27 protein-coding genes and 1 other RNA gene are annotated in these 23417 nt (G+C 42.1%); 18 read left to right on the forward strand and 10 right to left on the reverse strand.

Annotated features, from left to right (window positions below; genetic code table 11):
* Positions 1 to 111: 111 nt before the first annotated feature.
* The 4 genes from ACFSYC_RS17990 to ACFSYC_RS18005 are packed head-to-tail and all read right to left on the reverse strand — an operon-like array spanning position 112 to position 2937.
* The gene (locus ACFSYC_RS17990) at positions 112 to 726 is read right to left on the reverse strand and encodes an IMPACT family protein (RefSeq protein WP_377130237.1); all 615 of its coding nucleotides are present in this window, start codon (positions 724 to 726) and stop codon (positions 112 to 114) included.
* Positions 727 to 1584, reverse strand: coding sequence for an EamA family transporter (locus ACFSYC_RS17995; RefSeq protein WP_377130239.1), 858 nt, complete (start codon positions 1582 to 1584; stop codon positions 727 to 729).
* A gap of 6 nt (positions 1585 to 1590) precedes the next feature.
* Positions 1591 to 2637, reverse strand: a complete 1047-nt coding sequence (gene ribD, locus ACFSYC_RS18000) for a bifunctional diaminohydroxyphosphoribosylaminopyrimidine deaminase/5-amino-6-(5-phosphoribosylamino)uracil reductase RibD (RefSeq protein WP_377130240.1) — start codon at positions 2635 to 2637, stop codon at positions 1591 to 1593.
* A 54-nt stretch (positions 2638 to 2691) separates the two neighbouring features.
* Positions 2692 to 2937, reverse strand: a complete 246-nt coding sequence (locus ACFSYC_RS18005) for a hypothetical protein (RefSeq protein WP_377130241.1) — start codon at positions 2935 to 2937, stop codon at positions 2692 to 2694.
* 185 nt (positions 2938 to 3122) lie between these two features.
* Between ACFSYC_RS18005 and prmC the strand changes: the two genes are divergently transcribed.
* Positions 3123 to 3983, forward strand: a complete 861-nt coding sequence (prmC, locus tag ACFSYC_RS18010) for a peptide chain release factor N(5)-glutamine methyltransferase (RefSeq protein WP_377130242.1) — start codon at positions 3123 to 3125, stop codon at positions 3981 to 3983.
* A gap of 35 nt (positions 3984 to 4018) precedes the next feature.
* On the opposite strand, the gene tnpA is transcribed toward prmC, so the two are convergent.
* Both tnpA and xerD read right to left on the reverse strand, forming a co-directional pair.
* Positions 4019 to 4438, reverse strand: coding sequence for an IS200/IS605 family transposase (gene tnpA, locus ACFSYC_RS18015; protein ID WP_377130243.1), 420 nt, complete (start codon positions 4436 to 4438; stop codon positions 4019 to 4021).
* A 79-nt stretch (positions 4439 to 4517) separates the two neighbouring features.
* On the reverse strand, positions 4518 to 5417 hold the full coding sequence (gene xerD / locus ACFSYC_RS18020; protein ID WP_377130244.1) for a site-specific tyrosine recombinase XerD: 900 nt from the start codon (positions 5415 to 5417) through the stop codon (positions 4518 to 4520).
* A gap of 40 nt (positions 5418 to 5457) precedes the next feature.
* Between xerD and aroQ the strand changes: the two genes are divergently transcribed.
* Together aroQ and ACFSYC_RS18030 are read left to right on the forward strand one after the other, a co-directional pair.
* Entirely contained in the window at positions 5458 to 5877 is a 420-nt protein-coding gene (gene aroQ / locus ACFSYC_RS18025) for a type II 3-dehydroquinate dehydratase (RefSeq protein WP_377130245.1), read from the forward strand.
* A 66-nt stretch (positions 5878 to 5943) separates the two neighbouring features.
* On the forward strand, positions 5944 to 8448 hold the full coding sequence (locus tag ACFSYC_RS18030; RefSeq protein WP_377130246.1) for a mechanosensitive ion channel domain-containing protein: 2505 nt from the start codon (positions 5944 to 5946) through the stop codon (positions 8446 to 8448).
* Here the strand turns inward: ACFSYC_RS18030 and ACFSYC_RS18035 are convergent.
* Complete coding sequence (locus ACFSYC_RS18035; protein WP_377130247.1) at positions 8445 to 9485, reverse strand: glycosyltransferase family 2 protein; 1041 nt, start codon at positions 9483 to 9485, stop codon at positions 8445 to 8447. The genes ACFSYC_RS18030 and ACFSYC_RS18035 overlap by 4 nt on opposite strands.
* Before the next feature lie 162 nt (positions 9486 to 9647).
* Positions 9648 to 10535 (reverse strand): lysophospholipid acyltransferase family protein, encoded by an 888-nt coding sequence (locus ACFSYC_RS18040; protein ID WP_377130248.1) that lies wholly within the window; start codon positions 10533 to 10535, stop codon positions 9648 to 9650.
* Between the two features lie 37 nt (positions 10536 to 10572).
* On the opposite strand from ACFSYC_RS18040, the gene ACFSYC_RS18045 reads away from it, so the two are divergent.
* Both ACFSYC_RS18045 and corA read left to right on the forward strand, forming a co-directional pair.
* Entirely contained in the window at positions 10573 to 11184 is a 612-nt protein-coding gene (locus ACFSYC_RS18045) for a WbqC family protein (RefSeq protein WP_377130249.1), read from the forward strand.
* Positions 11184 to 12302: a magnesium/cobalt transporter CorA gene (gene corA, locus ACFSYC_RS18050; RefSeq protein WP_377130250.1), complete on the forward strand. Its 1119-nt coding sequence runs from the start codon at positions 11184 to 11186 to the stop codon at positions 12300 to 12302. Before ACFSYC_RS18045 ends, corA begins: the two co-directional genes overlap by 1 nt.
* 3 nt (positions 12303 to 12305) lie before the next feature.
* On the opposite strand, the gene ACFSYC_RS18055 is transcribed toward corA, so the two are convergent.
* Positions 12306 to 13370: a carboxypeptidase-like regulatory domain-containing protein gene (locus ACFSYC_RS18055; protein WP_377130251.1), complete on the reverse strand. Its 1065-nt coding sequence runs from the start codon at positions 13368 to 13370 to the stop codon at positions 12306 to 12308.
* A 51-nt stretch (positions 13371 to 13421) separates the two neighbouring features.
* Entirely contained in the window at positions 13422 to 13673 is a 252-nt protein-coding gene (locus ACFSYC_RS18060) for a DUF3820 family protein (RefSeq protein WP_377130252.1), read from the reverse strand.
* An 81-nt stretch (positions 13674 to 13754) separates the two neighbouring features.
* Here ACFSYC_RS18060 and ACFSYC_RS18065 point away from each other — a divergent pair, with 81 nt between their 5' ends.
* From ACFSYC_RS18065 to ACFSYC_RS18125, 13 genes are all read left to right on the forward strand, one after another.
* On the forward strand, positions 13755 to 13994 hold the full coding sequence (locus tag ACFSYC_RS18065) for a hypothetical protein (RefSeq protein WP_377130253.1): 240 nt from the start codon (positions 13755 to 13757) through the stop codon (positions 13992 to 13994).
* Between the two features lie 56 nt (positions 13995 to 14050).
* The gene (locus ACFSYC_RS18070) at positions 14051 to 14527 is read left to right on the forward strand and encodes an aldo/keto reductase (RefSeq protein ID WP_377130254.1); all 477 of its coding nucleotides are present in this window, start codon (positions 14051 to 14053) and stop codon (positions 14525 to 14527) included.
* 14 nt (positions 14528 to 14541) lie between these two features.
* Positions 14542 to 14952 carry an aldo/keto reductase gene (locus tag ACFSYC_RS18075; RefSeq protein ID WP_377130255.1) on the forward strand — a complete coding sequence of 137 codons (411 nt, stop codon included), beginning with the start codon at positions 14542 to 14544 and terminating at the stop codon, positions 14950 to 14952.
* Between the two features lie 158 nt (positions 14953 to 15110).
* Positions 15111 to 15209: signal recognition particle sRNA small type (gene ffs, locus ACFSYC_RS18080), an RNA gene on the forward strand.
* Positions 15210 to 15338: 129 nt separating this feature from the next.
* Positions 15339 to 16316 carry a YpdA family putative bacillithiol disulfide reductase gene (locus ACFSYC_RS18085; RefSeq protein ID WP_377130256.1) on the forward strand — a complete coding sequence of 326 codons (978 nt, stop codon included), beginning with the start codon at positions 15339 to 15341 and terminating at the stop codon, positions 16314 to 16316.
* Positions 16317 to 16698: 382 nt separating this feature from the next.
* Complete coding sequence (locus ACFSYC_RS18090) at positions 16699 to 17382, forward strand: GNAT family N-acetyltransferase (RefSeq protein ID WP_377130257.1); 684 nt, start codon at positions 16699 to 16701, stop codon at positions 17380 to 17382.
* Positions 17383 to 17452: 70 nt separating this feature from the next.
* Complete coding sequence (argG, locus tag ACFSYC_RS18095; protein ID WP_377130258.1) at positions 17453 to 18649, forward strand: argininosuccinate synthase; 1197 nt, start codon at positions 17453 to 17455, stop codon at positions 18647 to 18649.
* A complete protein-coding gene (locus ACFSYC_RS18100) occupies positions 18649 to 18996 on the forward strand; it encodes a cupin domain-containing protein (RefSeq protein WP_377130259.1) in 348 nt (115 codons plus the stop codon). The genes argG and ACFSYC_RS18100 overlap by 1 nt, the downstream gene beginning before the upstream one ends.
* A 4-nt stretch (positions 18997 to 19000) precedes the next feature.
* Positions 19001 to 19453, forward strand: a complete 453-nt coding sequence (locus ACFSYC_RS18105; RefSeq protein WP_377130260.1) for a GNAT family N-acetyltransferase — start codon at positions 19001 to 19003, stop codon at positions 19451 to 19453.
* On the forward strand, positions 19454 to 20437 hold the full coding sequence (argC, locus tag ACFSYC_RS18110) for an N-acetyl-gamma-glutamyl-phosphate reductase (RefSeq protein ID WP_377130261.1): 984 nt from the start codon (positions 19454 to 19456) through the stop codon (positions 20435 to 20437).
* 55 nt (positions 20438 to 20492) lie between these two features.
* The gene (locus ACFSYC_RS18115; RefSeq protein WP_377130262.1) at positions 20493 to 21620 is read left to right on the forward strand and encodes an aspartate aminotransferase family protein; all 1128 of its coding nucleotides are present in this window, start codon (positions 20493 to 20495) and stop codon (positions 21618 to 21620) included.
* Positions 21621 to 21718: 98 nt separating this feature from the next.
* Complete coding sequence (locus ACFSYC_RS18120) at positions 21719 to 22666, forward strand: acetylornithine carbamoyltransferase (protein ID WP_377130263.1); 948 nt, start codon at positions 21719 to 21721, stop codon at positions 22664 to 22666.
* Between the two features lie 130 nt (positions 22667 to 22796).
* The gene (locus ACFSYC_RS18125; protein WP_377130264.1) at positions 22797 to 23405 is read left to right on the forward strand and encodes an FMN-binding negative transcriptional regulator; all 609 of its coding nucleotides are present in this window, start codon (positions 22797 to 22799) and stop codon (positions 23403 to 23405) included.
* The last annotated feature ends 12 nt before the right edge of the window (positions 23406 to 23417 follow it).

Raw genomic sequence — 23417 nt, forward strand, 5'->3', positions numbered from 1 at the left:
ATGCCTTCGCTTAAATGATCCTCAATGATCTTTTCTTCTTTAATTTTGTTCATCGTTTACACTTTAATGTGTAAACCTATTTCAGGACAAGTCACGTTTAGGATCAACGGTTCAGGCGCTGTGGTCGTACTTCGCCTTTATACCGGGCATTTTTTGAAGCTTGTCTAACACAGCATTTACTTGCAGCTTGCGCATGCTTACCTGTACGCTGCAGTCGTTATCAAACTGCTGGCTAATTATGGACATATCTGCTTCTTTTATAAGCCGCATAACGTCGTTCATTTGCAAATAATCAAAGGTGATAGTATAAAAATCATTTATGGTCTTTTCAATTATTACCGCGTTGTTTAACGCTTCCAATGTTGCCATTTTGTAAGCGTTAATAAGCCCCGGAACTCCCAGCAAAGTACCACCAAAATACCGCACAATTACTACCAGCACATTGGTGAGATCTTTAGAAAGCAGGGTATTTACGATGGGGCGGCCTGCGGTGCCTGATGGTTCACCATCGTCATTCAGTTTAAAAACTGAGCGGTCAACGGTTAAACGCGTGGCCCAACAATGGTGGTTGGCTTTAGGGTGTTCGGTATTTAAGGACTGAACAATGGCTTTGATCTCCAGATCAGACTGAATGGGATAGATATAAGCAAGAAACTTACTCCCCCTATCCCGAAAAATCCCCTCTGCAGGGTGCTGTATTGTGCGGTAAGTATCGTCAAAAAGCATTTAATACGATGCGTAAGTGATTACAAAAATAGCAGCCAGCGCCAGGAAAACACCTACACGGTTTAGCGTGCTCAACTTCTCGTTAAAAACAATTAGCCCTACCAGGGTGCCCGCAACAATTACGCCTATATTCATAGCCGTAAAAACCGTTGATGGCTGACTAGCCAATACTTTATGTGCTTTTAAGTAAAACAGGATGTTACCGAAATTAAAGGCACCCAGTGCCCCGCCTATAAGGATATGCGGAAAGGAAAACTTAGTTTTTTTGCTAACTAATTTAACGATAAACAATATGAGCGCGCAAACAAACGAAAGTATAAATACGATGAAAAGCGATGTGGTGTAAGGGAGAGATTTAAACGTAGCGAGCTGTTTAAACAGTACATCTATAACGCCCATCCCTACAAAAACAATTAACAGGTAAAACCATGAGCCGGCTGTTGCCTTACCCCCGCCCTTTTGCCAGGGTATTGAGCAAATAATAGCCGCAAAACCAACAACAACCCCAATAATTTTCAACCAGCTTAAATGCTCATGAAAAATGAGATAGGATGCCAGTATCGGAATAAACAAAGACAATCTCTGTGCAATATCGGTACGTACAATACCCGTTAACCTTACTGATGTAGCCAACACTACAAACAATACCGGCAACAACACACCAAGTGCAGCTAAATGATAAACCGGCGCCGCTTGCAGATTAACTAGCTGTGGCTTAAAAAACAACCAGGTTAAGGCTATGGCTACAACATAGTTCCACATTACAGCTTGCACCACGTCAACCTGGTAACGCTTGGCCAGCTTTAACATAACGGATACAATCACGCTGCAGCAAATACTAAGTAATATATAAAGCATCTGGGTTTATTTATTGTAGGTTATCTGTAGATGATCCGGGCCAGTTGTCGTTTCAGCCGCAATAACACCGTTTACTTGCGGCGCTTTAATTCCTTTTGTTAAAGTTGATGCGCCGGTAAAAACACGTGCTTCATCCCAAAGATTTGCTGCTATAAATGAATTTAAAGTATGCGCGCCACCTTCGATGATAACCGACTGAATATCCTGCAAATACAATTGATATAAAATATACTGTGGCACATAACGGTCAAAATCCTCCAAGGCTATGTATTTGATTTTTCCCTCAATATCTGTTTTAAGCTCGTTAAACACTAAGGTTTCAACGGATTGATCGAATAAGTTTAAATCCTTACTTAACTCCAGCCGACGATCTATCACGATTCTTTTGGGCGATTTACCTTCGCTATATCGTACATTTAATTGCGGGTTGTCAGTAGCGGCGGTGTTTTTGCCTACAAGGATAGCATCTTCTTCGCCCCGCCATTGGTGTACCAGCTTGCGAGATTCAGCCCCGGTTATCCAAAACTGGCTATTATCATCCGGTGCGAAAAATTTATCGGCAGTTTGCGCCCATTTTAATATCACATACGGACGATGTTTTTTAACGCGGGTAAAGAATCGGCGATTTAAAAACTGGCACTCCTCCTCTAAAACGCCCAAGGTTACGTTAATACCTGCATCTTTCAGTTTCTCAATACCCTTACCATCAACAGCCTCGAAAGGATCGCGACAGCCGATAATTACTTCGGGGATGCGGTGCTTAATGATCAAATCGGCACATGGTGGTGTCTTGCCATAATGTGCGCAGGGTTCTAACGAAACGTAAATAGTTGATGCCTTGAGAAGTTCATCAGCATTGCTAAAGTTTTGCAACACTTGGTTAACCGCGTTCACTTCGGCGTGCGGCTGGCCATACTGTTGGTGATAGCCCTCGCCAATGATGCGGCCGTTATGCACAACTACCGACCCTACCATGGGGTTCGGACTAACATTGCCTATACCTAAAGCGGCAAGGTCAAGGCAGCGTTGCATATATTGTTCATGATGCGGCATCGGGGCAAAGATAGCTTTATAGCGATGGGTTTCAAACCCACCGCTATTTTTGCCTTAATGCTCTTGCGGTCTGCCGGAAGGATCAGCATTTCCCTGCCCTGTGTTAGTTTTCTTGGTTGTATCTGCACCTGCACCAGATAAAGAGGTATCTCTGGGTTGCGCGCCGTGTTGTTGGCTGGTGTCGTAACCAATACCATTGTTAGGATCTGATTGGTTGGCGTTATTGTTACCACCTGAGCCACAAGCGGCAACAAAAAGAAGCGAACATAGCGCTCCGGTAAAAAAAAGATTTCTTTTCATAACATTAGATTTGTAAAGTTGAAGAGGAGCTATAAGAGGTTACGGAGCGTAAAAAAGTGGCCGGCATTTGCAGCCGTACCATTTCTATAACTACAAGAAAAAGAAAATGTTCAGATAGATTTATTTTAGCAGCGGCGGGTTTTAAAATCGGTGGTTACCAAAGCTAATTATTTTACCTTTACCTTATGAAAACCATTAAAGACCTCTTTATAATTTACAGGCATGGTCTTGCCGGTATATACGATGCGCCGGAAATCGAGTCGCTAACTTTGATGGTAACAACAGAGCTATTGAACCTCACAAAAGCAACTATAAAAGCTTTCCCGGAGCGCGAACTGTCTGCAACGCAGCAGGAAGATGCGAACCTTTTATTATCGCAATTAATTACAGGCCGGCCACTACAATACATATTGGGCTACACCGAATTTTACGGATTAAAAATTTTGGTTACTCCGGCAACGCTTATTCCGCGGCCAGAAACTGAGGAATTGGTAGAATGGGTACTTTCTTCGGTTAGCCATGATTGCAATCTGAATATTTTGGATATAGGGACGGGCAGCGGCTGTATCGCCATCAGTTTAAAGAAGAATTTGCCCGGTGCTTCGGTTTCTGGATTAGATATTTCTGTTGATGCTTTGAAAACAGCTAAAGAAAATGCATTGTTAAACAACGTTGAGGTGAATTTTATTGAGACGGATATTCTCAATATCAACTCCGAAATCAACATTCCGAAATCCGACATTATTATCAGCAATCCACCATATGTGACCCTCGAAGACAAAAGACAGATGCACACCAACGTAACTGACTTTGAGCCGCATACCGCCCTATTTGTACCCGAGGATGATCCTCTGTTATTTTATAGGGCGATAGCTGATTTCGCGCTATTAAACTTAACCGATAACGGCCTGCTGTTTTTTGAGATCAATGAGAGTTTGGGGAAGGAAACTATTGATTTGTTGGGAAGCAAGGGTTTTAAGAATATAGAATTAAGGCAGGATATGAGTGGTAGGGATAGGATGATAAAAGCTTATTTAGCGTTATAGCCATGGTTGCAACCCATCGCGATGGTATTAAACCATTACGATTTAGCTACATCTTTTATAAGTTTCATTTCATCGCTAAACGATTTGTCACGATGGTGCTTTTCCTGATTATAAATATAACTTCTCACTTTCTTTAATTGATCAGGACTGACACTAAATACTGCAAAGCCATCTTGCCAACTAATGTATTTTTCAGGATCGCTTTTAAAAAACTCCCAGGAGTTGCCCTTTATCGTTTTCACAATATCGGCTACGGATTGATCCGTTCTTAAACGTACTAATAAATGTATATGATCCTCTACCCCATTTATGCAATCCAGGTAAATTTCATGATCTTTTGCGGTTGTATTAATTACTTGAAAAACTTCTTGTTTTAAGCCCGGTACTAATATAGGCTCGCGATTTTTTGTTGACCATATCAGATGGAGCCATATGGAAGAGTAACTTTGTGGCATAAAGTTTTATTTGTTGCTAATATAATTAATCCTTTCACATAGCGATGGGTTTCAAACCCATCGCTATGTGAAAGGATTATTAACTTCGCGGATGAAACTGGCTAATCGTCCCTTTTAAATACTCCCTGTCTAAATGGGTATAAATCTCTGTCGTAGTAATACTTTCATGGCCCAGCATTTCCTGTACGGCACGCAGGTCGGCGCCGCCCTCTACCAGGTGAGTAGCAAAAGAATGCCTGAAGGTGTGCGGACTGATCGCTTTTTGCAGTCCGGTTTTAGCTGCCAGATCTTTTATCAGCATAAAGATATAAACCCGGCTTAATCGGCTGCCCCGGCGATTTAGGAAAACATAATCTTCTTCGCCCTTTTTTATCGGATTGTGTACCCGCACCTGTTCAATCCAAATTTTTAAAGCCTTTATTGCTGCGTTACCAATAGGTACCAGCCGCTCTTTACTACCTTTACCCAGTACTTTAATAAATTCTATTTCCAGGTATAGGTTTGATAATTTAAGCTGCGTAAGTTCGGTTACCCGCAACCCACAACCGTATAAAGTTTCTAAAATGGCCTTATTACGGGCACCTTCTGGTTTTGACAGGTCTATAGCATCAATCAGTTTATTGATCTCCTCATAACTTAAAGTGTCAGGTAGCTTCCGTGTTATCCTCGGCGATTCAAGCAGCTCAGATGGATCGCTGATGATGATATCCTCCATCAGCATATACTTAAAAAATGCTTTAATGCCCGACAGGATTCGCGCCTGCGTAGACGGGATCATACCCAACTCATTAACCCAGGTGATAAATTTGCGCAGATCGGCCAGAATAATTTTGTCGGGATTGATTGTTGGCACTTGCGACTCGGCGTACTGATATAACTTGTCAATATCGCGTGTATAAGCTTCGATTGAGTTTGACGACAACGATTTCTCGAGTTTTAAATATGCCTGAAAACCTTTTATTGCCGACCGCCAGTCCAATTGATTTTAGTTTTAATGTTTTATAATTAGCTTTGAGCTAATGAATATACATATTATTAACGGCCCAAATTTAAACCTATTAGGCGTTCGCGAGAAATCTATTTATGGCGACAGCAGTTTTGATACCTATTTAACCGGTTTAAAAAGCAAGTATCCGGCCGTAAACATCACCTATTACCAAAGTAATGTAGAAGGCGAGCTGATTAACAAATTGCATGAAATTGGTTTTAGCGAAGATGGTATTGTATTAAACGCAGGCGCTTACACACATACGTCGGTAGCTATTGCCGATGCTATTGCGGCTATTACTACGTCTGTTGTTGAGGTGCATATATCAAACGTGCACAAGCGCGAAGAGTTTAGACACCACAGTTACCTGTCTGCAAACTGCAAAGGCATTATTGTTGGTTTTGGTATGGATGGCTACCGTTTAGCTATTGAGAGTTTAATAGTTAAATAAAAACCTTTTTAGGTATATTTTCGTTGCCGATAGAACGATAGTGTTTTGTCGTTATCCCCCGGTCCGATGCGAATATTTTTTAGAATTATCTTATTACTAGTAGTTGCCTTAAGTGTATTTGAGCCGGCGGCTAATGCACAAAGCAACGGCGCATTAAGCGCCAAACAACGCAAGGAAATAAACCGGCGCGACTCTATATTACGCGCCTTTAACAAAACAGACACTTCTTTAAATAACTTATTGCAACGGCTTGAGCAGTATGTAGTAAATTTTAACCAGATAAATAACAACCTGTCTAACGAGCTGGATACAGCAGACATTAGCGAGAAACTGCCGTCAACTATCCGCCGGATAGCTAAAATTAAGCTTCAGGCAGAAACCCACAAATCAAGCACCCTGCGTTATTTATATGTGTTGAGGAACAATCTCGACCAGCTACAGAAGCGCCTGGATAGTTGGCAACGAAGCCTTGACCGTATTGATAACCAACTGATATTAAACCAAACTGAGCTAATTAAGTATACCAAAGACTCCATTATTTTAAAAACCATACCTACCGACAGCGTATTGCGCGCGCTATTTTTTGAGCAGCGCAAAAACACCATTCTGTTGTGGCTCAAAGCAGATTCGGCCAATAGGCGCAGCCTGTTTAAAATAAACTTTCTGCAAAACCGGGTAGCCATTGCCTACTCAAACATTTTGAATGAAACCGACCGTATTGACGACAAAGTAGACCGTTTTGCTGAACGCGCTTTTGAGGGCGAATTTGGTTATCCCTGGGAGATTGACCCGCAGTACCGCGACTTTAAATCGGCCTTTGGCAGTACTGCCGATTTAAACAACACGCAGCTTTATTACTTCATAAAAAAAGAGACACGCACGCACTTTATATCATTCATATTCTTTGCTTTATTTATTGGCTGGTTGCTATACAATCGGGAAACAACCAAGCGCGAAACGGAAGAACCGGAGTTGATTATAGCGAAAGCGACTTATGTATTTAAGTTACCCATAGTATCGTCGTTACTGGTGCCGCTGGCCATCATTCCCTATTTTTATGATCACCCGCCAGTGGCTTTCCTGGAGGTTATTTTTCTGTTGACGCTGATCCTGGTTTTGATATTGGTTAAAAAAAACTTTCCAAACAGTTTATTCAGGGCACTGCACGCATTGTTTTATATTACTATACTTTATAGTGCCAGCAATTTGTTGATACAAATAACCAATGCCGATAGGTTTGCCATAATGGGTATAAGCTTAGCCGCATTATATGCGGCTTATAGGTTCAACAAAAAGGTATCGGCAGCACCTGACGAATACCCCAAAAATGCTAACGCCGCGGTGAAGGTGTTTATGGGTTTACAGATAGTGGCTTTACTTTGCGATGTTTCAGGGCGTTTTAGTTTGGCAAAGATCATCGGGATAACCGCTACGTTTAACCTATGGTTCTTGCTTAGCCTATATTTTGTAGTTGGGATTATAGCGCAGGTATTAAGCCTGCAGTTTCAGTCGCAAAAGGAAGATGACGCGGTTTCTACCTGGGTTGATTATGCCTTGCTGCAAACTAAATTTAAGAATATCCTTTATTCACTGGCTACCATTTTATGGTTGTTCTTCCTGTTACAAAATTTAAATGTTGACGATACAGTTATTAATTACATTAAAGACCTATTGAAACAAGGTCATACGGTTGGCGGTGCATCGTTTACGTTTGGCGGCTTTGTTATTTTTATAGGTGTTATTTGGCTGTCATCTATTCTGTCAAGAATCATCAGCTACTTTTATGACATTTCGGCCCAGCGCTCGACTGACATACAGGCGCTGATCAAAAAGAACCGTACTTCTACCCTGCTTATCCGTATCGGGGTGTTTACCGTAGGCTTTTTCCTTGCGGTATTCGCTTCTAATTTTCCGTTAGATAAGATCACCATCATCATAAGTGCATTTGGTATAGGCATCGGTTTTGGCTTACAGAACATCGTAAACAACCTGGTATCAGGCCTGATCCTGGCTTTTGAGAAACCGGTGCAAATTGGCGACATCATTGAAGTTGATAACCGGTCAGGCACTATTAAAGAAATTGGTGTAAGGGCCAGCAGGATTGCGACCAGCGACGGTGCCGAAGTCATTGTGCCTAACGGGGACCTTATATCACGGCACGTAATTAACTGGACATTGAGCAATAACAATCGCCGTGTAGAGCTAATTATCAGCGTTGCTTATGGAACTGATATCCCAATGGTAAAATCACTGCTTAAAGATGTACTTACCTCCCGCGAGGACATCATGGCCCATCCCGAGCCGCTGATATTTGTTCATAATATCAATGAGAGCAATGTGGACTTTAGGATATTATTTTGGGCAGATGACATTACGCACTGGCTTGAACTGAAAAGTAACGTACTGAGTGATGTGTATACCAAGTTTTATGAACAAGGCATCAAGCTACCATCAAAAACGCAAGATCTGACTTTGACACTGCCCAACGGCAAAACTATTGGTCTAAATGACGAGGTTAAACCTGTGGATAAAGATAAAGTAAACAGCAACGATCCAAGTAAACAACCTTAATAAAACCGGCGCAAATCAAGATCAGTAAACCGGCGCAACTTTTTAACAAAGAAAGACCACATAATGTTGCCGTGGTACATGCCTGTTAACTTTGAGTTATAGCGTTTTAAGTGCGTGCTCGAGGCGTGGTCGCCACTTTCAAAAATGTGCAGCATAAAGTAACGGTGCGCTCGGCTCACGGCCCAGGCATCCTTGCGTTTACCTTCGGTTAAAAAGCGAAGCATTGCCGCAAAATCTAAAAAGAAACGGCTAATGATCACGATGGCGCCTTTCCAAAACGGCAGGTTCTTTTTAATCAGCAATAAGTTATTACGAAAGTTCAGATAAGTTTTAAAGGGATTCTCGGCAGTTAAGGTCCCACCACCAACGTGAAACACTTCAGACTCTGCACAGTACATCACTTTGTAGCCTTTATTTTTCAATCGCCAACATAGGTCAATCTCTTCCATGTGGGCGAAGAATTGTTCGTCAAACCCCTCGGCTTCATCCCAACACTTCTTTTTAATAAACATAGACGCGCCCGATGCCCAAAACACTTCGCCTGACTGCTCGTACTGACCTTTATCTGCTTCGGTTTCATTTACAATCCGGCCACGGCAAAACGGGTAACCAAAGCTGTCTATAAAACCACCGGCAGCGCCGGCATGTTCAAAACATTCTTTTTCTAAATAAGACTTTATCTTAGGCGCGGCTGCAGCTATGAGTGGATCGCTTTCCATCAGCTCGATAACAGGTGTTATCCAGCCCGGATGCACTTCAACGTCAGAGTTTAGCAGGATATAATAATCGGCATCAAGGTGTTCCAATATACGGTTATAGCCGCCTGTAAAACCGTAGTTAGCATCGTTTTGTATGATCGTGATGGATGGGTAGTTGTCGCGTACAAACGCTACAGAATTGTCGCTTGAAGCATTGTCACCTAACACAATTTCAAGATTAGGCCATTCTGATGATAGCACTGACGGAAGAAACTGGCGTAGATGGTTAACACCGTTCCAGTTTAAAATGACAATAGCAACCTTGGGGTGGTAATTCATTAAATAATATCCTTCGGTTTTAAGTTCAACCTTTGGTACGCTCTCTTTATAGCTTTAAAGTACTTCAATCGGGTTCGTTACAATGTGGCGCAAATAACGGCATTAATACCTAATTATAATAGCGCCATTGATAACATCTTTATGGCATCTAATATTTTAACCTTATTTAACAGGCATTTCGCCGGGCTCAGGTTTAAATTTCCATCTGCGGTGAGACCACAGCCAGTATTGCGGCTCCCGGTTTATCATTCCCTCTAAATATTTAACATGAGCTTCAGTAATCTGGTGCGGAGCAGAATCTTTTGAGTTCTCTACCAACGGAACTATGGTATAAGTGTAATATCCGCGCTTAACCCGCTTCATGTCATAAAATATCACCGCCGAATCTATAAGCTTAGCAATTTTTTCTATCCCTAGAAAAACAGCGGTGGGCTGATTTAAAAACTGGGTGAAATAATTGGTTTGCTCTCGCACCGGGGTTTGGTCGCCGGCAAAAACGGTTACCGTAAATTCATTTTTATGGGCGACCATAGTGCGCAACGTTTGTTTCATGGCTACTGCAACGGCGCCGAAGCGGGTACGTACTTTTATAAAGAACTTGTCGAATACATCGCTGCTCAATGGCTTATAAATTACAAACAAAGGCGCGTTTATACTAAACTCAGCCCCGGCCCACTCCCAGTTACAATAGTGCCCCGCTACAGCAGTAACGCTTTTGCCGGCGGCTTCATACTCCTTAACTACATCGGGATTTGTGCAAACCAGGCGGCGTTGCATTTCTTCTTTTGAGATGGACACCATTTTCACGGTTTCCAATATCAGATCCGCCAGGTATTTAAAATATTTTTTTTCGATATCGGCACGCTCTTCTACAGATTTTTGAGGGAAGGCATTAGCCAGGTTTTCTTGTACAACCTTACGCCGATAGCCGATAACATAGTACAAGAAAAAGAAAAGACAATCAGATACTATATACAGCAACCAGAAGGGCAATAAGGATACGAGGTATAAAAAGAATACCCCTAATCTTGAAAGCCCTTTATTTATCATTAATTTCGCGGTGTTTTATCTGCAAACATAAAGATTTATGATTGATAAAGGTGCTGTATTCCCTATGTTTTATCTCCCGCCGGTGGCCTACTTTAGTAAAATAAATAGCCATAAGCCTGATATAATTATTGAAAGCCATGAGCATTTTCCTAAGCAAACTTATCGCAACCGTGCCAACATTTGCTCGCCGGATGGTGAGCTAACACTTACCGTACCGGTTGTAAAAGGTTCAAAACTCCACACCAACGTAAAGGATGTAAAGATAAGTTATGATTTTAAGTGGCAGCGCTTACATTGGATGGGCTTAGAAACCTGTTACCGCCGCTCGGCTTACTTTGAGTATTATGAGGATGATTTTGCGCCCTTTTATCAAAAGAATTTCACCTATCTGTTTGATTATAATGAGCAGCTTTTGCACATGATTTTGAAGTTTCTGAAGTTAACGGTACAGCTACAGGATACCCAAACTTATGAAACCAGCTACTCATCAATTCCAGATTATCGCAACGCTATTAGTACAAAAAAACAGTTTGAATTTGAACAAAAGCCCTACTTTCAGGTTTTTGAAGAGCGCAACGGATTTTTAAAAAACCTAAGCATTGTCGATTTGCTTTTTAACCAGGGCCCTCAAACAATCCATTACTTATAATGAGCCACATAAAACGTGTACACCGAAAGAAAGTAAACCGCAACGTAGGCGATCGGCCGGGCGTTTTTGTTATTTCAGCCGATGCCTTAAAGCCCGTTATACACGTGTACTCGTATAACGAAAAGGAAGTAGTTATTGATAAAGGGCACGATATAAAGATTGTGTTGGCCCAGCTTAAAAAATGTAAAGATCACACCCACTGGATACAGATACAGGGGTTGGGCGATGCCAACTTGATTAATGATATTGGCGAACACCTTAACATTAACCCATTGGTGTTAGAGGATATTGTAAATACGCACCAACGGCCCAAGTTTGATGAATACGACGATTATGTTTTCAGCGTGAGCCGCCAGCTGTTTATTAGTGATGGAGGTGAGCTTCACAACAAGCAATTTTCTGCACTGGTTAAATCAAATCTCATCATCAGTTTTGAGGAGACTTACATTAAAACGTTTGATGTTGTTAAAACAAGGCTACAAGCCGGAAAAGGTGTAATTCGCGCTGCAGGACCGGGTTACTTATGCTATGCATTGTCCGACGTGATCATCGACAACTATTTTGTACTGCTTGCCAAAATTGGCGATGACTTGGACGATCTGGAAGATCGCCTATACAAACACGCCGATAAGACCATTATGTATGATGCGCAGCAATTAAAGCGCTCGCTGATAGCGTTACGGCGCGTTACCTGGCCTGAGCGCGATAAATTAAACGACATTCTACGTACCGACAATCCATATGTTACAGCAGAGGTTAAGATGTACCTGCGCGACGCTTATGATCACTGCATACAGGTAATGGATATGATTGAAAATTACAAGGAAATATCAAACAGCGTAATTGACCTGTACCTTTCGATGGTGAGCAATCGCATGAACGAGATCATGAAAGTGTTAACCATTATATCGGCTATATTTATACCATTAACATTTGTTGCCGGCATTTACGGAATGAACTTTGCAAAGGTTGACCCGGTAAGCAATAAAGCTATGCCGGATAACATGCCCGAGCTATATTCGCCACATGGCTATTATTGGGCGTTAGCCGGCATGTCCGTGATAGCGTTGATACAGGTAGTGATATTTTGGAAGAAGGGGTGGTTTACTAAGTTATAGCCCTTATTCAGGGTTATATTCCAGGGGCAGCTGCTCTCCTATCCGTTTTTTGCCCCAGCTGCCCTGTATAAGCAGCTTATTGTAGTTTGCATAGCTTCCCCGGCGATCTACCTGCGAGTCAACCATAAACAATGATCCATTATCAGACAGGTCAGACACGATCCAGCTGTCGTCCTCAACCAACTTATCCGGCTTTGCGGCTTTCTTTTTATCAAACACAACATATAGCCGCTTCACAAATCTGAATTTTAAAAAGTTATTATCCACGCGCCTTACAATTTGCTCGTCTACAACCGGGTTAGGTCCAATAGTGAGCGGGAAAAAATCACTTCGCGAAAGGTAAATCAAAAAGCCTTCCTGTCGTGAGTTATTAGCGTATACTGATCTTAAAAAATGCATCAAAGATCCCTCGTAGGTTTTCTTGCGGTTAGCTGCCCATTTTGCTTGCTGCTCTGCCGTACCGTCCATGTGTTCAAATATGCAATCGCCTTCGTACTCAGTTACATCAAGATTACTATCATATTGAAACTTTTTTAAGAGGTATTTTACTTTATAACCTAAGTTATTATTCTCTATCTCTAAAAAATCGTACGTGGCGGCTTTAAGCACATTTTTACTGGTAGAAAAATCTAATATTTCGGGATTTAGTATTTTAGAAGCTTTTGCATTAGCAGACTCGCCCATAAAGTACTTTATAAAAGTTTTAAGGTGAGCCTCATCTCGGGTTTTCTTGCCCCCTATTACTACCTCGTTAAGCAAGGTTTGCTTGTTTGTTAAAACTACATTAACTATTGCAGCGTCGTCGTTTACAATAACGTTTTGCTTAACCGGCGTATAACTCAACATATTAACTACCAACTGATAGGTACCTGAGTTGATGGCTCTAAAAACAAAACGACCATTTTCATCCGTCATAGTGATCTTTTCAGATCCGGAAATAAAAACAGTAGCCGACTGAAGATTTTGCCCGGCCGCGTTTTTAACAGTTCCACTTACGGTGTAAGTTTTTTGGGCGTAACTAAAAGTAGTTAATAATAAAAGGGTAAATATCGCAGCTATCTTTTTCACTGTGTTTCGGCTATGTTAAGGTGTATAGTATTTGAGCGTGAAGATAAATATCTATCTTCTAATTTCCTGCTGCTTCAGCACATTTTTAACCATGGTAAGTATGCTGTTTAATCCGTTTGATTTAATTTCAAACACGGTGGAAAGCATCATACCCATTTTGCCGGGTGGAAACCCTTTATTTTTAAGCCATTCAAGATAATGTATAGGTAAATCGCAAATAAAAGTGCTTTTGTATTTACCAAAAGGCATACGCGTTTGCACAATGTCAACAAGTATTTTCGAGTCGGGCTTAATTTGCTCCATGGGGTAAATATATTACAATCTGCCGCAAAGGTTACCAAAAATCAACAAACACTATGCAGCCAAAGCTGTTGTAAACGCATTATGGAACAACAAACAGAAGCAATGCTTACCGGAACAGACGGACCGGTAAGCGGTACAATAACACACATAACTTACGGTGAACACAGAAACGCGTACCGTTTTGATTCGGTTGATAACACGCTCCATCTGGTAGTCATACCAAATGACACGGGTAACTGGCAACGTATTGCGGGATCTGAACCTTACCTTTCTGGCTGGGTTGATGAACTGGCCGAACAAATAGCTAAAATCCGATCGTAACAATCGCACATGGAAAAAAGAGAACTAGGCAAATCAGGCATTTTAGTAAGCCCCTTTTGCTTTGGGGGCAACGTTTTGGGTGGACCGCGGATCAGGAGCAGTCATTTGATTTATTAGATGCATATGTGGATTCGGGTCTGGAGTTTATAGACACGGCCGATGTCTATTCAAAATGGAAATCGGGCAACGTGGGCGGTGAGTCTGAAACCATAATTGGCAACTGGCTAAAGCAAACCAAAAAGCGCGACAAGATGATCATTGCCACAAAAGTTGGCAAACCAATGGGCGATACAAAGAAAGGATTGTCAAAAGCCTACATCACCCAGGCAGTAGAAGCTTCTTTAATACGTTTAAATACTGACTATATAGATCTGTACCAATCGCACGAAGACGACCCGAATACACCGCTGGAAGAAACATTGTCTGCATTTACAGATTTGATTAAGCAAGGTAAAGTCAGGGCTATAGGAGCTTCAAATTACAGCGGCGCCAGGTTACAAGAAGCTCTTGATGTGAGTGCCGCAATAATTTAGCCCGTTACGAGACATTGCAACCCGAGTACAACTTATATGACCTCCAGCAATACGAAGCGGAATTTGAACATATTTGCAAGCAAAATACTGTTAGCGTGATAACCTTTTACTCGTTGGCCAGTGGGTTTTTAACCGGAAAGTACCGGTCGGACGCTGATCTGTCCAAGAGCGCGCGGGGCGGTAGCGTTAAAAAATATTTAAACGGGCGTGGTTTTAGGATTGTAAAAGCGCTGGAAGAAGTAGCGGGGAGGCACAATACTACCCCTGCAAGCGTAGCCATAGCTTGGTTAATTGCCCGCCCGGGCATCACAGCCCCTATTGCGAGCGCTACTACCGTAGCGCAATTAAACGAAACTATCGCGGCTGTCAAACTAAATTTAACAGGCGCAGAGATTGATCTATTAAATACAGCAAGCGCTTATTAATAGTTAATAGATGATGAAAATATTTTTTTTCATCATCTATTAACTAATTCCCCTCATACCCAACCATTTGCACAGCAACCGATCAGCCCACACGTAAACCTACCTCTCTTTTTAATATTTTTTTAACCCAAAGACGTTGCAATTGCTATATTTGCCCCGGGTAAGTCTTTTACGGCCAGCTCCTCTTGAACTCCCCCAGGGTGGGAACGCAGCAAGGGTAGAGAGTTGAGCGGCGCGATAAAAGTAGCTTACCCATTTTTTGTGCCCAAAATTTCGGGACGCTTCTAGTCACAGCCAACTCATTATTGGTTTTCTAACTGGCTAATCGCTATTAATCAATCTTTATTTTCTAAATCTGCTTATACTTGCATTAAGACTATCAAATAATGCTCGACTTACTCATTATCGGCGGTGGCCCAATAGGCATAGCCTGTGGCCTTAAAGCACAAAAGGCAGGGCTAAGCTTTCTTATCATTGAAAAAGGCTGCCTGGTAAACTCGCTTTATAACTACCCGGCCACCATGACTTTTTTTTCAACTTCAGAAAAACTGGAGGTTGGCGGTATCCCCTTTGTTACCATCAGCAACAAACCAACCCGCGCCGAGGCTTTGGAGTATTATCGTCGCGTAGCCACATCAAATAATCTGGCCATTAACTTGTTTGAAGAGGTAACGGCCATGCAGCGCATTGACAATGCGTATATCATTATTACGACCAAAACAAGTTACAAGGCTAAACGCGTTGTTATTTCAACCGGTTTTTATGATGTGGCAGTAAACCTTAATGTCCCCGGCGAGGATTTGCCTAAAGTAAAGCATTACTACAAAGACCCGCATTACTTTGCTATGCAAAAGGTGGTTGTGGTAGGCTCTAGCAACTCGGCTATTGATGTTGCTTTAGAAACTTATCGCAAAGGAGCCGATGTAACACTGGTTGTTCGTGGCGATGAAGTGAGCCACCGGGTTAAATACTGGGTGCGGCCGGATATTATCAACCGCATCAGCGAGGGTAGCATCAAAGCTTATTTTAACTCAAACCTAAAAGCCATACGCCAAACAGAGGTGGATATTGAAACGACTGAAGGCATTATTACCATCCCCAACGATTTTGTAATGGCAATGACCGGTTACAAGCCAAATTTTGACCAGCTTAAAAAATGGGGACTGATATTATCTGACGATAAATTTATCCCTCAATACAATCCCGACACTATGGAAACAAACCTGCCAGGCCTGTACCTTGCCGGCGTAGTGTGCGGCGGCTTGGATACCCACCTCTGGTTTATAGAAAACTCGCGCATCCACGCGGACATGATTATTGACGATATCATTCTCAAAACCCAGCAAATAGTCGGTTTCAATTAGCCTGATTATGTTACTGTTATGTAAACTTAAGCCTTTATTATGCTGCATACGTGCCCAACCAGCAAACTAATTCATTTTTCTCTTGCATAAATAAAAATTAATGCAAACTTTTGCGTGAAATTAAATAAAGCAACACATTCTATAAAATGATAATGCAAACCTTAAATAAGCCCGCTGTCAGAGCATCATTTGCTCCGGTTGCCGCTGCTTTGGTTTCAACTGTTTTATTTACCCCATCTCGACGAAGGCTGTTTATCCCACGGGTTTAATTGCCGGCAGTTCTATTGCCCGTCAACCAGAAGTTTTAAAACTTCTTCAACAAAAAAATCATTAATTACTTAGGCGCAGGCCATTTATTTAACGGTAATTCTTTCTACCAAAAATGACTATAAAAGATTTCGATATTCAGGTTGCTACTGCACAGCATGTAGACTATGCCCCCATCATTACCGATGAGATGGCCGAGTCGGCAAAGGCTCGTGGCACCGGTATAGCCCAGCGCTCGCCTGAATATGTTGCCAACAAAATGCTTGAGGGCAAAGCTGTCATTGCGCTGCATAAAGACGGCACATGGGCTGGTTTCTGCTATATTGAAACATGGAGCCACGGTGATTTTGTGGCCAACTCCGGTTTAATTGTAGCACCGCAATTCCGCAAGGCTGGCTTGGCTAAGGCTATTAAGCATAAAATATTTGAGCTTTCAAGAACAAAATATCCAGAAGCAAAGCTATTTGGTTTAACAACCGGCCTGGCCGTAATGAAGATAAACTCTGAATTAGGTTATGAGCCTGTTACTTACTCAGAACTTACCCAGGACGAGGAATTTTGGAAGGGCTGCCGCAGCTGTGTCAACTACGACATCTTGACCCTGAAAGAGCGTAAAAACTGCATGTGTACCGCCATGCTGTTTGACCCGGTGGAGAAAGCAAAAGACGCTGAAAGAAAAAAGAACGAGGAAAAGGCTGAAGAAAATCTTGAAAAGATGACTAAAAAAGCGAGTTTGTTTGAGCGCATCGAGAGCGCTATTAAAAGCTTTGGACAGGACACAGCGAAGTTGTTTGTTTAAAGAGATCATTAAATAATCAGAACATTACAACGGGCGCAAAAACATCGCGTCTCTATATATTAAGATACAAATGGAAAAGAAAAAAGTAGTATTAGCGTACAGCGGCGGATTAGATACCTCATTTTGCTGCATTTATCTTACAAGAGATTTAGGCTATGAAGTTCATTCGGTTATAGTAAACACGGGTGGTTTCAGCGATGAAGAGTTAAAGACCGTAGAGAAACGCGCTTACGAAATGGGCGTAACATCACACCATGTTGTTGACGAAACCGCAAACTTTTACAACACTTGTGTACGCTATTTAATTTACGGCAACGTATTAAAAAACAACACTTATCCATTATCTGTAAGCGCTGAGCGTGTTAGCCAAGCTACCGCAATTGCTAATTATGCCAAAGAAATAGGTGCCGAATTTGTTGCCCATGGCAGCACAGGAGCAGGTAACGACCAGGTGAGGTTTGATATGATATTTAATATCCTTATCCCTAATGTTGGCATCATCACCCCTATCCGCGATCTGAAATTAAGCCGCGAGGCGGAGATTGAATACCTAAAAAAACACGGTGTTGAAATGAATTTTGAAAAGGCTCAATATTCTATCAACAAAGGTATCTGGGGAACGTCAGTAGGTGGTAAAGAAACTTTAACCTCAAACTTAGGTATGCCAGAAGAGGCATGGCCTACACAGGTTACTGAGACTGAGACAAAAAACCTGGAGCTCATTTTTGAAAAGGGCGAGTTGGTTGGTTTGAATGGTAAAAAATATGATCACCCTACGCAGGTTATACAAGCGCTGCAAGCTATTGCCCAGCCCTATGGGGTGGGTCGTGATATCCACGTTGGCGATACCATCATCGGCATTAAAGGCCGTGTAGGTTTTGAGGCTGCAGCACCTATGATCATTATCAAAGCACACCATACGTTAGAAAAACATACGCTAACCAAATGGCAATTAACATGGAAAGACCAGCTTTCTATGTTCTACGGTAACTGGCTGCACGAAGGCCAGTTTCATGACCCTATTATGCGTAACATGGAAGCATTTTTGACCGATACACAGAAGCAGGTTAGCGGTAAAGTATTTGTACAGCTGCAACCATATAGATTCCAGGTAGTAGGTATCGAGTCTGATCATGACTTGATGTCGAACAAGTTTGGTACTTATGGCGAAATGAATAATTCATGGAGCGGCGAAGACGTTAAAGGTTTCTCAAAAATATTTGGTAACCAGGTAATGATTTACCACAAAGTAAACAGCGGCGAATAATGAACACGGTATTCTCAAAGGGCGAATGTTTAGATCATTACACTTGGGGTGATGATTGCCACGGGTGGACCTTTGTTGATACCGAAGCATTATCTGTTAAACAAGAATTAATCCCGCCCGATACTGCAGAAAAATTGCATTATCACGAAAGGGCTACACAGTTTTTCTTCATTTTAAAAGGCCGGGCTAAATTTACTATTGATGGCGAAGTTTTTGAGCTAAGAGAACAGCAGGGGATCCAGATCAACCCTATGCAAAAGCATTTGATAGCCAATCATCAAAATACCGACCTGGAGTTTATATTATACTCCTATCCATCCACTAATTACGACAGAGTTAATATTTAGACCGATGGAAATTAAAAGAATACAAGCCAGCGAGTGGCAATTGATAGTCAGATTATTTGATCAGTACCGGGTATTCTATAAACAAGAGTCGGATTTAACATTGGCGGAGCATTTTATTCGGGAACGGCTGAACAACAATGAGTCGGTGATATATGTTGCGATGGCTAACGATAGGGCAATTGGCTTTACACAATTATATCCCAAATATTCGTCGGTAAGGGTTATTAAGAACTGGATATTGAATGATCTTTTTGTTGATACTGAATATCGCAAGCAAGGCATAGGCGCTAAACTGATTGAAAAAGCTGCAGAGTTTGCGAAAACAGGCGGCTCGGCATTTATCCAGTTAGAAACAGCAGTTGATAATTATACCGCACAAAGCTTATATGAGGGCATGGGTTTTATAAAGCAAGCGCCCGATGAAGAATATTATTTATACAAATTAAGTTTGAATTAAATGACGAAGATAAAAGCAGGCATTATTGGCGGCGCAGGTTATACCGGTGGCGAAATGCTGCGTATCCTGGTAAATCATCCTGACGTGGAGATAGCGTTTGTACATAGCAACAGCAACGCCGGCAATTATCTGTACGAGGTGCATACCGACCTGTTTGGCGATACCGAACAGAAGTTTACTGATGTATTGTCAACCGACGTTGATGTATTGTTTTTATGTGTGGGCCATGGTGATGCAAAGAAGTTTTTAGAGTCTAATGCGATACCTGACACCGTAAAAATTATTGATCTAAGCCAGGATTTTAGATTAACCCAAAATTCAAAATTAGGGAGTAAAGCCTTTGTATATGGTTTACCCGAGTTAGATCGTGACGCAATCAAATTGGCACAAAACATAGCTAACCCGGGTTGTTTTGCTACCTGCCTGCAATTGGGTGTATTGCCCTTAGCAGCTAAAGGTTTGCTAAATACTGAGGTACATATCTCTGCTACAACCGGCTCAACAGGTGCAGGGCAAAAGCCAACTGCTACGACGCATTTTACTTGGCGTAACGATAATCTGTCGGTATATAAAGTATTTGATCACCAGCATTTAAACGAAATTAGTGAGTCGCTAAAACAGTTGCAGCCATCCTTTGATCAGGCGATTAACTTCATCCCTTACCGGGGCGATTTCACCCGTGGCATCTTTGCTTCCATATATATGGATAGCGAATTAAGCGGAGAAGAAGCTTTAACGCTTTACCAGGATTATTATGCCAACCATCCATTTACCCATGTAAGTGATAGGGATATAGATCTAAAACAGGTAGTCAATACCAATAAGGTATTCATACAGGTAAGAAAATACGGCAACAAGTTATTTATTGTCAGCATGTTAGATAATTTACTTAAGGGCGCTTCAGGGCAAGCGGTTCAAAACATGAACCTATTGTTTGGCCTCGACGAGCGCGCAGGGCTACGACTTAAGGCGACCGGTTTTTAAACCGATAGCCATTAGTTATCCTGAAACATTAAGCATTAATTTTATCTGAACAACAATGAAACTATTCGACGTATATCCTATCAATAATATAAACATCGTAAAAGGCGCTGGCAGCCTTGTTTACGACGATAAAGGGCAAGAATATCTTGACCTATATGGCGGCCATGCCGTTATCTCTATCGGCCATACCCATCCGCATTATGTAAAGCGGTTGGAGGATCAATTGCACCAACTGGGCTTTTACTCTAACTCTATAGAGATCCCTATCCAGAAAGAACTGGCCGAGAAATTGGGTCATGTTTCCGGCAAAGAAGATTTTCAGCTTTTCTTGGTTAATTCAGGAGCCGAGGCAAATGAGAACGCTTTGAAACTGGCATCGTTTTACAACGGTAAAAAGAAAATCATTTCTTTCACAGGGGGGTTCCACGGCCGTACATCATTAGCTGTTGCGGTTACCGATAATCCTAAAATTGTTGCACCGGTTAATGAAACGGACAACGCGCTCATCCTACCCTGGAGTGACGAAGCTGCGCTAGTGCAGGCATTTGCAGATAATGAAGTGTGTGCTGTAATCATCGAGGGTATACAAGGTGTAGGCGGTATACAGGTTGCGCCTGACGGTTTTCTTCAAAAGATCAGATCCTTATGCGATACGCATAATGCGGTTTTTATAGCCGACTCGGTACAATGTGGTTATGGCCGTACAGGTAAATTTTATTCGCATGATTTTTCGGGCGTTGACGCTGATATCTACACCATGGCTAAGGGTATGGGTAATGGTTTCCCTATCGGCGCTATCAGTATATCGCCAAAAATACAACCCGCCTATGGCATGTTAGGCACAACCTTTGGTGGCAATCACCTGGCTTGCGCGGCGGCATTGGCTGTTTTAGAAATTATGGAGCAGGATAACCTGTTACAAAACGCTGCTGAAGTTGGCGCATACCTGATTGAGGAGTTAAATAAGTTTGAACAGGTGAAAGAAGTGCGTGGCCGGGGCCTGATGATAGGTATAGACCTGCCTGCCGAATTTGCACACGCCAAGAAAGACTTGTTATTTAAACACCATATATTTACCGGCGAAGCTAAACCAAATGTTATCAGACTGTTACCAGCTTTAAATTTAGCTAGAGCACATGCTGACAGGTTTTTGGAAGCATTTACAAAAGTACTTAACCAATAGCTGTGATTCGACAATAGCAGAAATCTACATGGAGGCAGGTCGCCCACGTATGTATAGGCTTCTCGCTATGCTTGAAATGACAAAATATAAAGATAACCATGAAACTTTTTACTTCCGTAAACGACGTAACCGATATTAACGCGCTTGTAGCTGATGCACTGGCTTTGAAGAAAGACCCGTATGCGCACCAGCATTTGGGTAAAAACAAAACGCTGGGTTTGGTTTTTTTAAACCCAAGTTTGCGTACCCGTATGAGTACCCAGAAGGCCGCGCTCAATTTAGGCATGAACGTTATGGTGCTTAATATTGACAAAGAAGGTTGGGCGCTTGAGCTACGCGATGGCGTGGTGATGAATGGTACTACCGTAGAGCACATCCGCGAAGCAGCTGCCGTAATGGGCCAATATCTTGATATTATAGGGATACGTTCCTTCCCGGGATTGAAAGACCGTGAAGAAGACTATACAGAAGCCATATTCAATAAATTCGTTGAATTTTGCGGTATCCCGGTAGTTAGTCTTGAATCGGCAACCCGCCATCCGCTACAAAGCCTTGCTGATATTGTTACCATTACCGAACTAAAAACTAAAGCACGGCCTAAAGTTGTTTTAACCTGGGCACCACATATAAAACCGTTACCGCAAGCTGTACCAAACTCGTTTGCCGAGTGGATGTGCAGGGCCGAAGTCGATTTTACCATTGCCCACCCCGCCGGTTATGAACTTTGCGAGGATTTTACCCAGGGAGCAACCATCACCCATAATCAGGACGAAGCACTTAAGGACGCTGATTTCATCTATGTTAAAAACTGGTCAGCTTACGAGCCATATGGGCAGATGCCCGAGGTTAAGGATGAATGGATGTTGACTAATGACCGATTAAAAATTACTAACGATGCTAAGGTGATGCATTGCCTGCCTGTACGCCGTGATTTAGAGCTATCTGCCGAAGTTTTAGACGGGCCGCACTCCATTGTGGTGCATGAAGCAAGCAATCGTGTATGGGCTGCGCAGGCAGTTCTGAAGCGGATCCTTGAAAGCTTGTAGAAGTTCTCCAGGAAACTCTCCCCCATTATCGACCAGGCGGAGAATATAACATACGCCCGGATAGTTACCTATTAGTGTATCGATAGCTCACCATGTCCTGGACGACAACTTATTAAGCACACGCCCTGATATGTACACTCCAAAATTAAACTTAATGACTAACCAGCACGAGGCTATCTGTTTCATGCAGCGGTATAGTTTTGCTACGATAGTGACGGTTGATAATGGCGTCCCTTCTGCTACGCACTTGCCATTTGTGGTTTCGCTGCGCGAGGATAAAATCATTCTGACATCGCATTTTGCTAAGGCAAATCCGCAGGCTAAAGAAATACTTAACGGTAAACCACTGGTAATTTTCACAGAGCCTAACGCCTACATATCTACAAAACATTATGACCGTGAGCAAAACGTGCCTACCTGGAACTATATGGCTGTACACGCTTACGGATGCGCAGTTCTCATTGACAATCCCGAAGCCAAAGCACAACTATTAGCACAAACTATCCAATTTTATGAGGCTGATTACCTGAAACAGTGGAACAGTTTCCCGGAAGACTATAAATTGAACATGATGAAAGGCATCACCGGTTTTGAAATTGTTGTTGATGAATTACAAGGCAAGAGCAAGTTGAGCCAAAATCGTAGTGTTACTGAAAAGCAAAGCATCATCACACAGCTAAAAGACAGCCAATTATCCGCAGAAAAAGATATTGCGGAATATATGGAAAAATTGAAGTAGCCCTGCCGCGTT

The organism is Mucilaginibacter antarcticus, assembly GCF_042686155.1.
GTDB classification, from domain to species: domain Bacteria; phylum Bacteroidota; class Bacteroidia; order Sphingobacteriales; family Sphingobacteriaceae; genus Mucilaginibacter; species Mucilaginibacter antarcticus.

What these genes read in the sequence shown, in the direction of transcription:
- ACFSYC_RS17990 (WP_377130237.1), bottom strand. Translation starts at nt 726, where the DNA reads ATGCTTTTTGACGATACTTACCGCACAATACAGCACCCTGCAGAGGGG.
- corA (WP_377130250.1), top strand. Translation starts at nt 11,184, where the DNA reads ATGAGCCACATAAAACGTGTACACCGAAAGAAAGTAAACCGCAACGTA.
- ACFSYC_RS18100 (WP_377130259.1), top strand. Translation starts at nt 18,649, where the DNA reads ATGAACACGGTATTCTCAAAGGGCGAATGTTTAGATCATTACACTTGG.
- aroQ (WP_377130245.1), top strand. Translation starts at nt 5,458, where the DNA reads ATGAATATACATATTATTAACGGCCCAAATTTAAACCTATTAGGCGTT.
- ACFSYC_RS18115 (WP_377130262.1), top strand. Translation starts at nt 20,493, where the DNA reads ATGAAACTATTCGACGTATATCCTATCAATAATATAAACATCGTAAAA.
- prmC (WP_377130242.1), top strand. Translation starts at nt 3,123, where the DNA reads ATGAAAACCATTAAAGACCTCTTTATAATTTACAGGCATGGTCTTGCC.
- argC (WP_377130261.1), top strand. Translation starts at nt 19,454, where the DNA reads ATGACGAAGATAAAAGCAGGCATTATTGGCGGCGCAGGTTATACCGGT.
- tnpA (WP_377130243.1), bottom strand. Translation starts at nt 4,438, where the DNA reads ATGCCACAAAGTTACTCTTCCATATGGCTCCATCTGATATGGTCAACA.
- ACFSYC_RS18125 (WP_377130264.1), top strand. Translation starts at nt 22,797, where the DNA reads ATGTACACTCCAAAATTAAACTTAATGACTAACCAGCACGAGGCTATC.
- ACFSYC_RS18060 (WP_377130252.1), bottom strand. Translation starts at nt 13,673, where the DNA reads ATGGAGCAAATTAAGCCCGACTCGAAAATACTTGTTGACATTGTGCAA.
- ACFSYC_RS18005 (WP_377130241.1), bottom strand. Translation starts at nt 2,937, where the DNA reads ATGAAAAGAAATCTTTTTTTTACCGGAGCGCTATGTTCGCTTCTTTTT.
- ACFSYC_RS18065 (WP_377130253.1), top strand. Translation starts at nt 13,755, where the DNA reads ATGGAACAACAAACAGAAGCAATGCTTACCGGAACAGACGGACCGGTA.
- ACFSYC_RS18030 (WP_377130246.1), top strand. Translation starts at nt 5,944, where the DNA reads ATGCGAATATTTTTTAGAATTATCTTATTACTAGTAGTTGCCTTAAGT.
- ACFSYC_RS18085 (WP_377130256.1), top strand. Translation starts at nt 15,339, where the DNA reads ATGCTCGACTTACTCATTATCGGCGGTGGCCCAATAGGCATAGCCTGT.
- ACFSYC_RS17995 (WP_377130239.1), bottom strand. Translation starts at nt 1,584, where the DNA reads ATGCTTTATATATTACTTAGTATTTGCTGCAGCGTGATTGTATCCGTT.
- ACFSYC_RS18035 (WP_377130247.1), bottom strand. Translation starts at nt 9,485, where the DNA reads ATGAATTACCACCCCAAGGTTGCTATTGTCATTTTAAACTGGAACGGT.
- argG (WP_377130258.1), top strand. Translation starts at nt 17,453, where the DNA reads ATGGAAAAGAAAAAAGTAGTATTAGCGTACAGCGGCGGATTAGATACC.
- ACFSYC_RS18090 (WP_377130257.1), top strand. Translation starts at nt 16,699, where the DNA reads ATGACTATAAAAGATTTCGATATTCAGGTTGCTACTGCACAGCATGTA.
- ACFSYC_RS18045 (WP_377130249.1), top strand. Translation starts at nt 10,573, where the DNA reads ATGATTGATAAAGGTGCTGTATTCCCTATGTTTTATCTCCCGCCGGTG.
- ACFSYC_RS18105 (WP_377130260.1), top strand. Translation starts at nt 19,001, where the DNA reads ATGGAAATTAAAAGAATACAAGCCAGCGAGTGGCAATTGATAGTCAGA.
- ACFSYC_RS18040 (WP_377130248.1), bottom strand. Translation starts at nt 10,535, where the DNA reads ATGATAAATAAAGGGCTTTCAAGATTAGGGGTATTCTTTTTATACCTC.
- ACFSYC_RS18120 (WP_377130263.1), top strand. Translation starts at nt 21,719, where the DNA reads ATGAAACTTTTTACTTCCGTAAACGACGTAACCGATATTAACGCGCTT.
- ribD (WP_377130240.1), bottom strand. Translation starts at nt 2,637, where the DNA reads ATGCCGCATCATGAACAATATATGCAACGCTGCCTTGACCTTGCCGCT.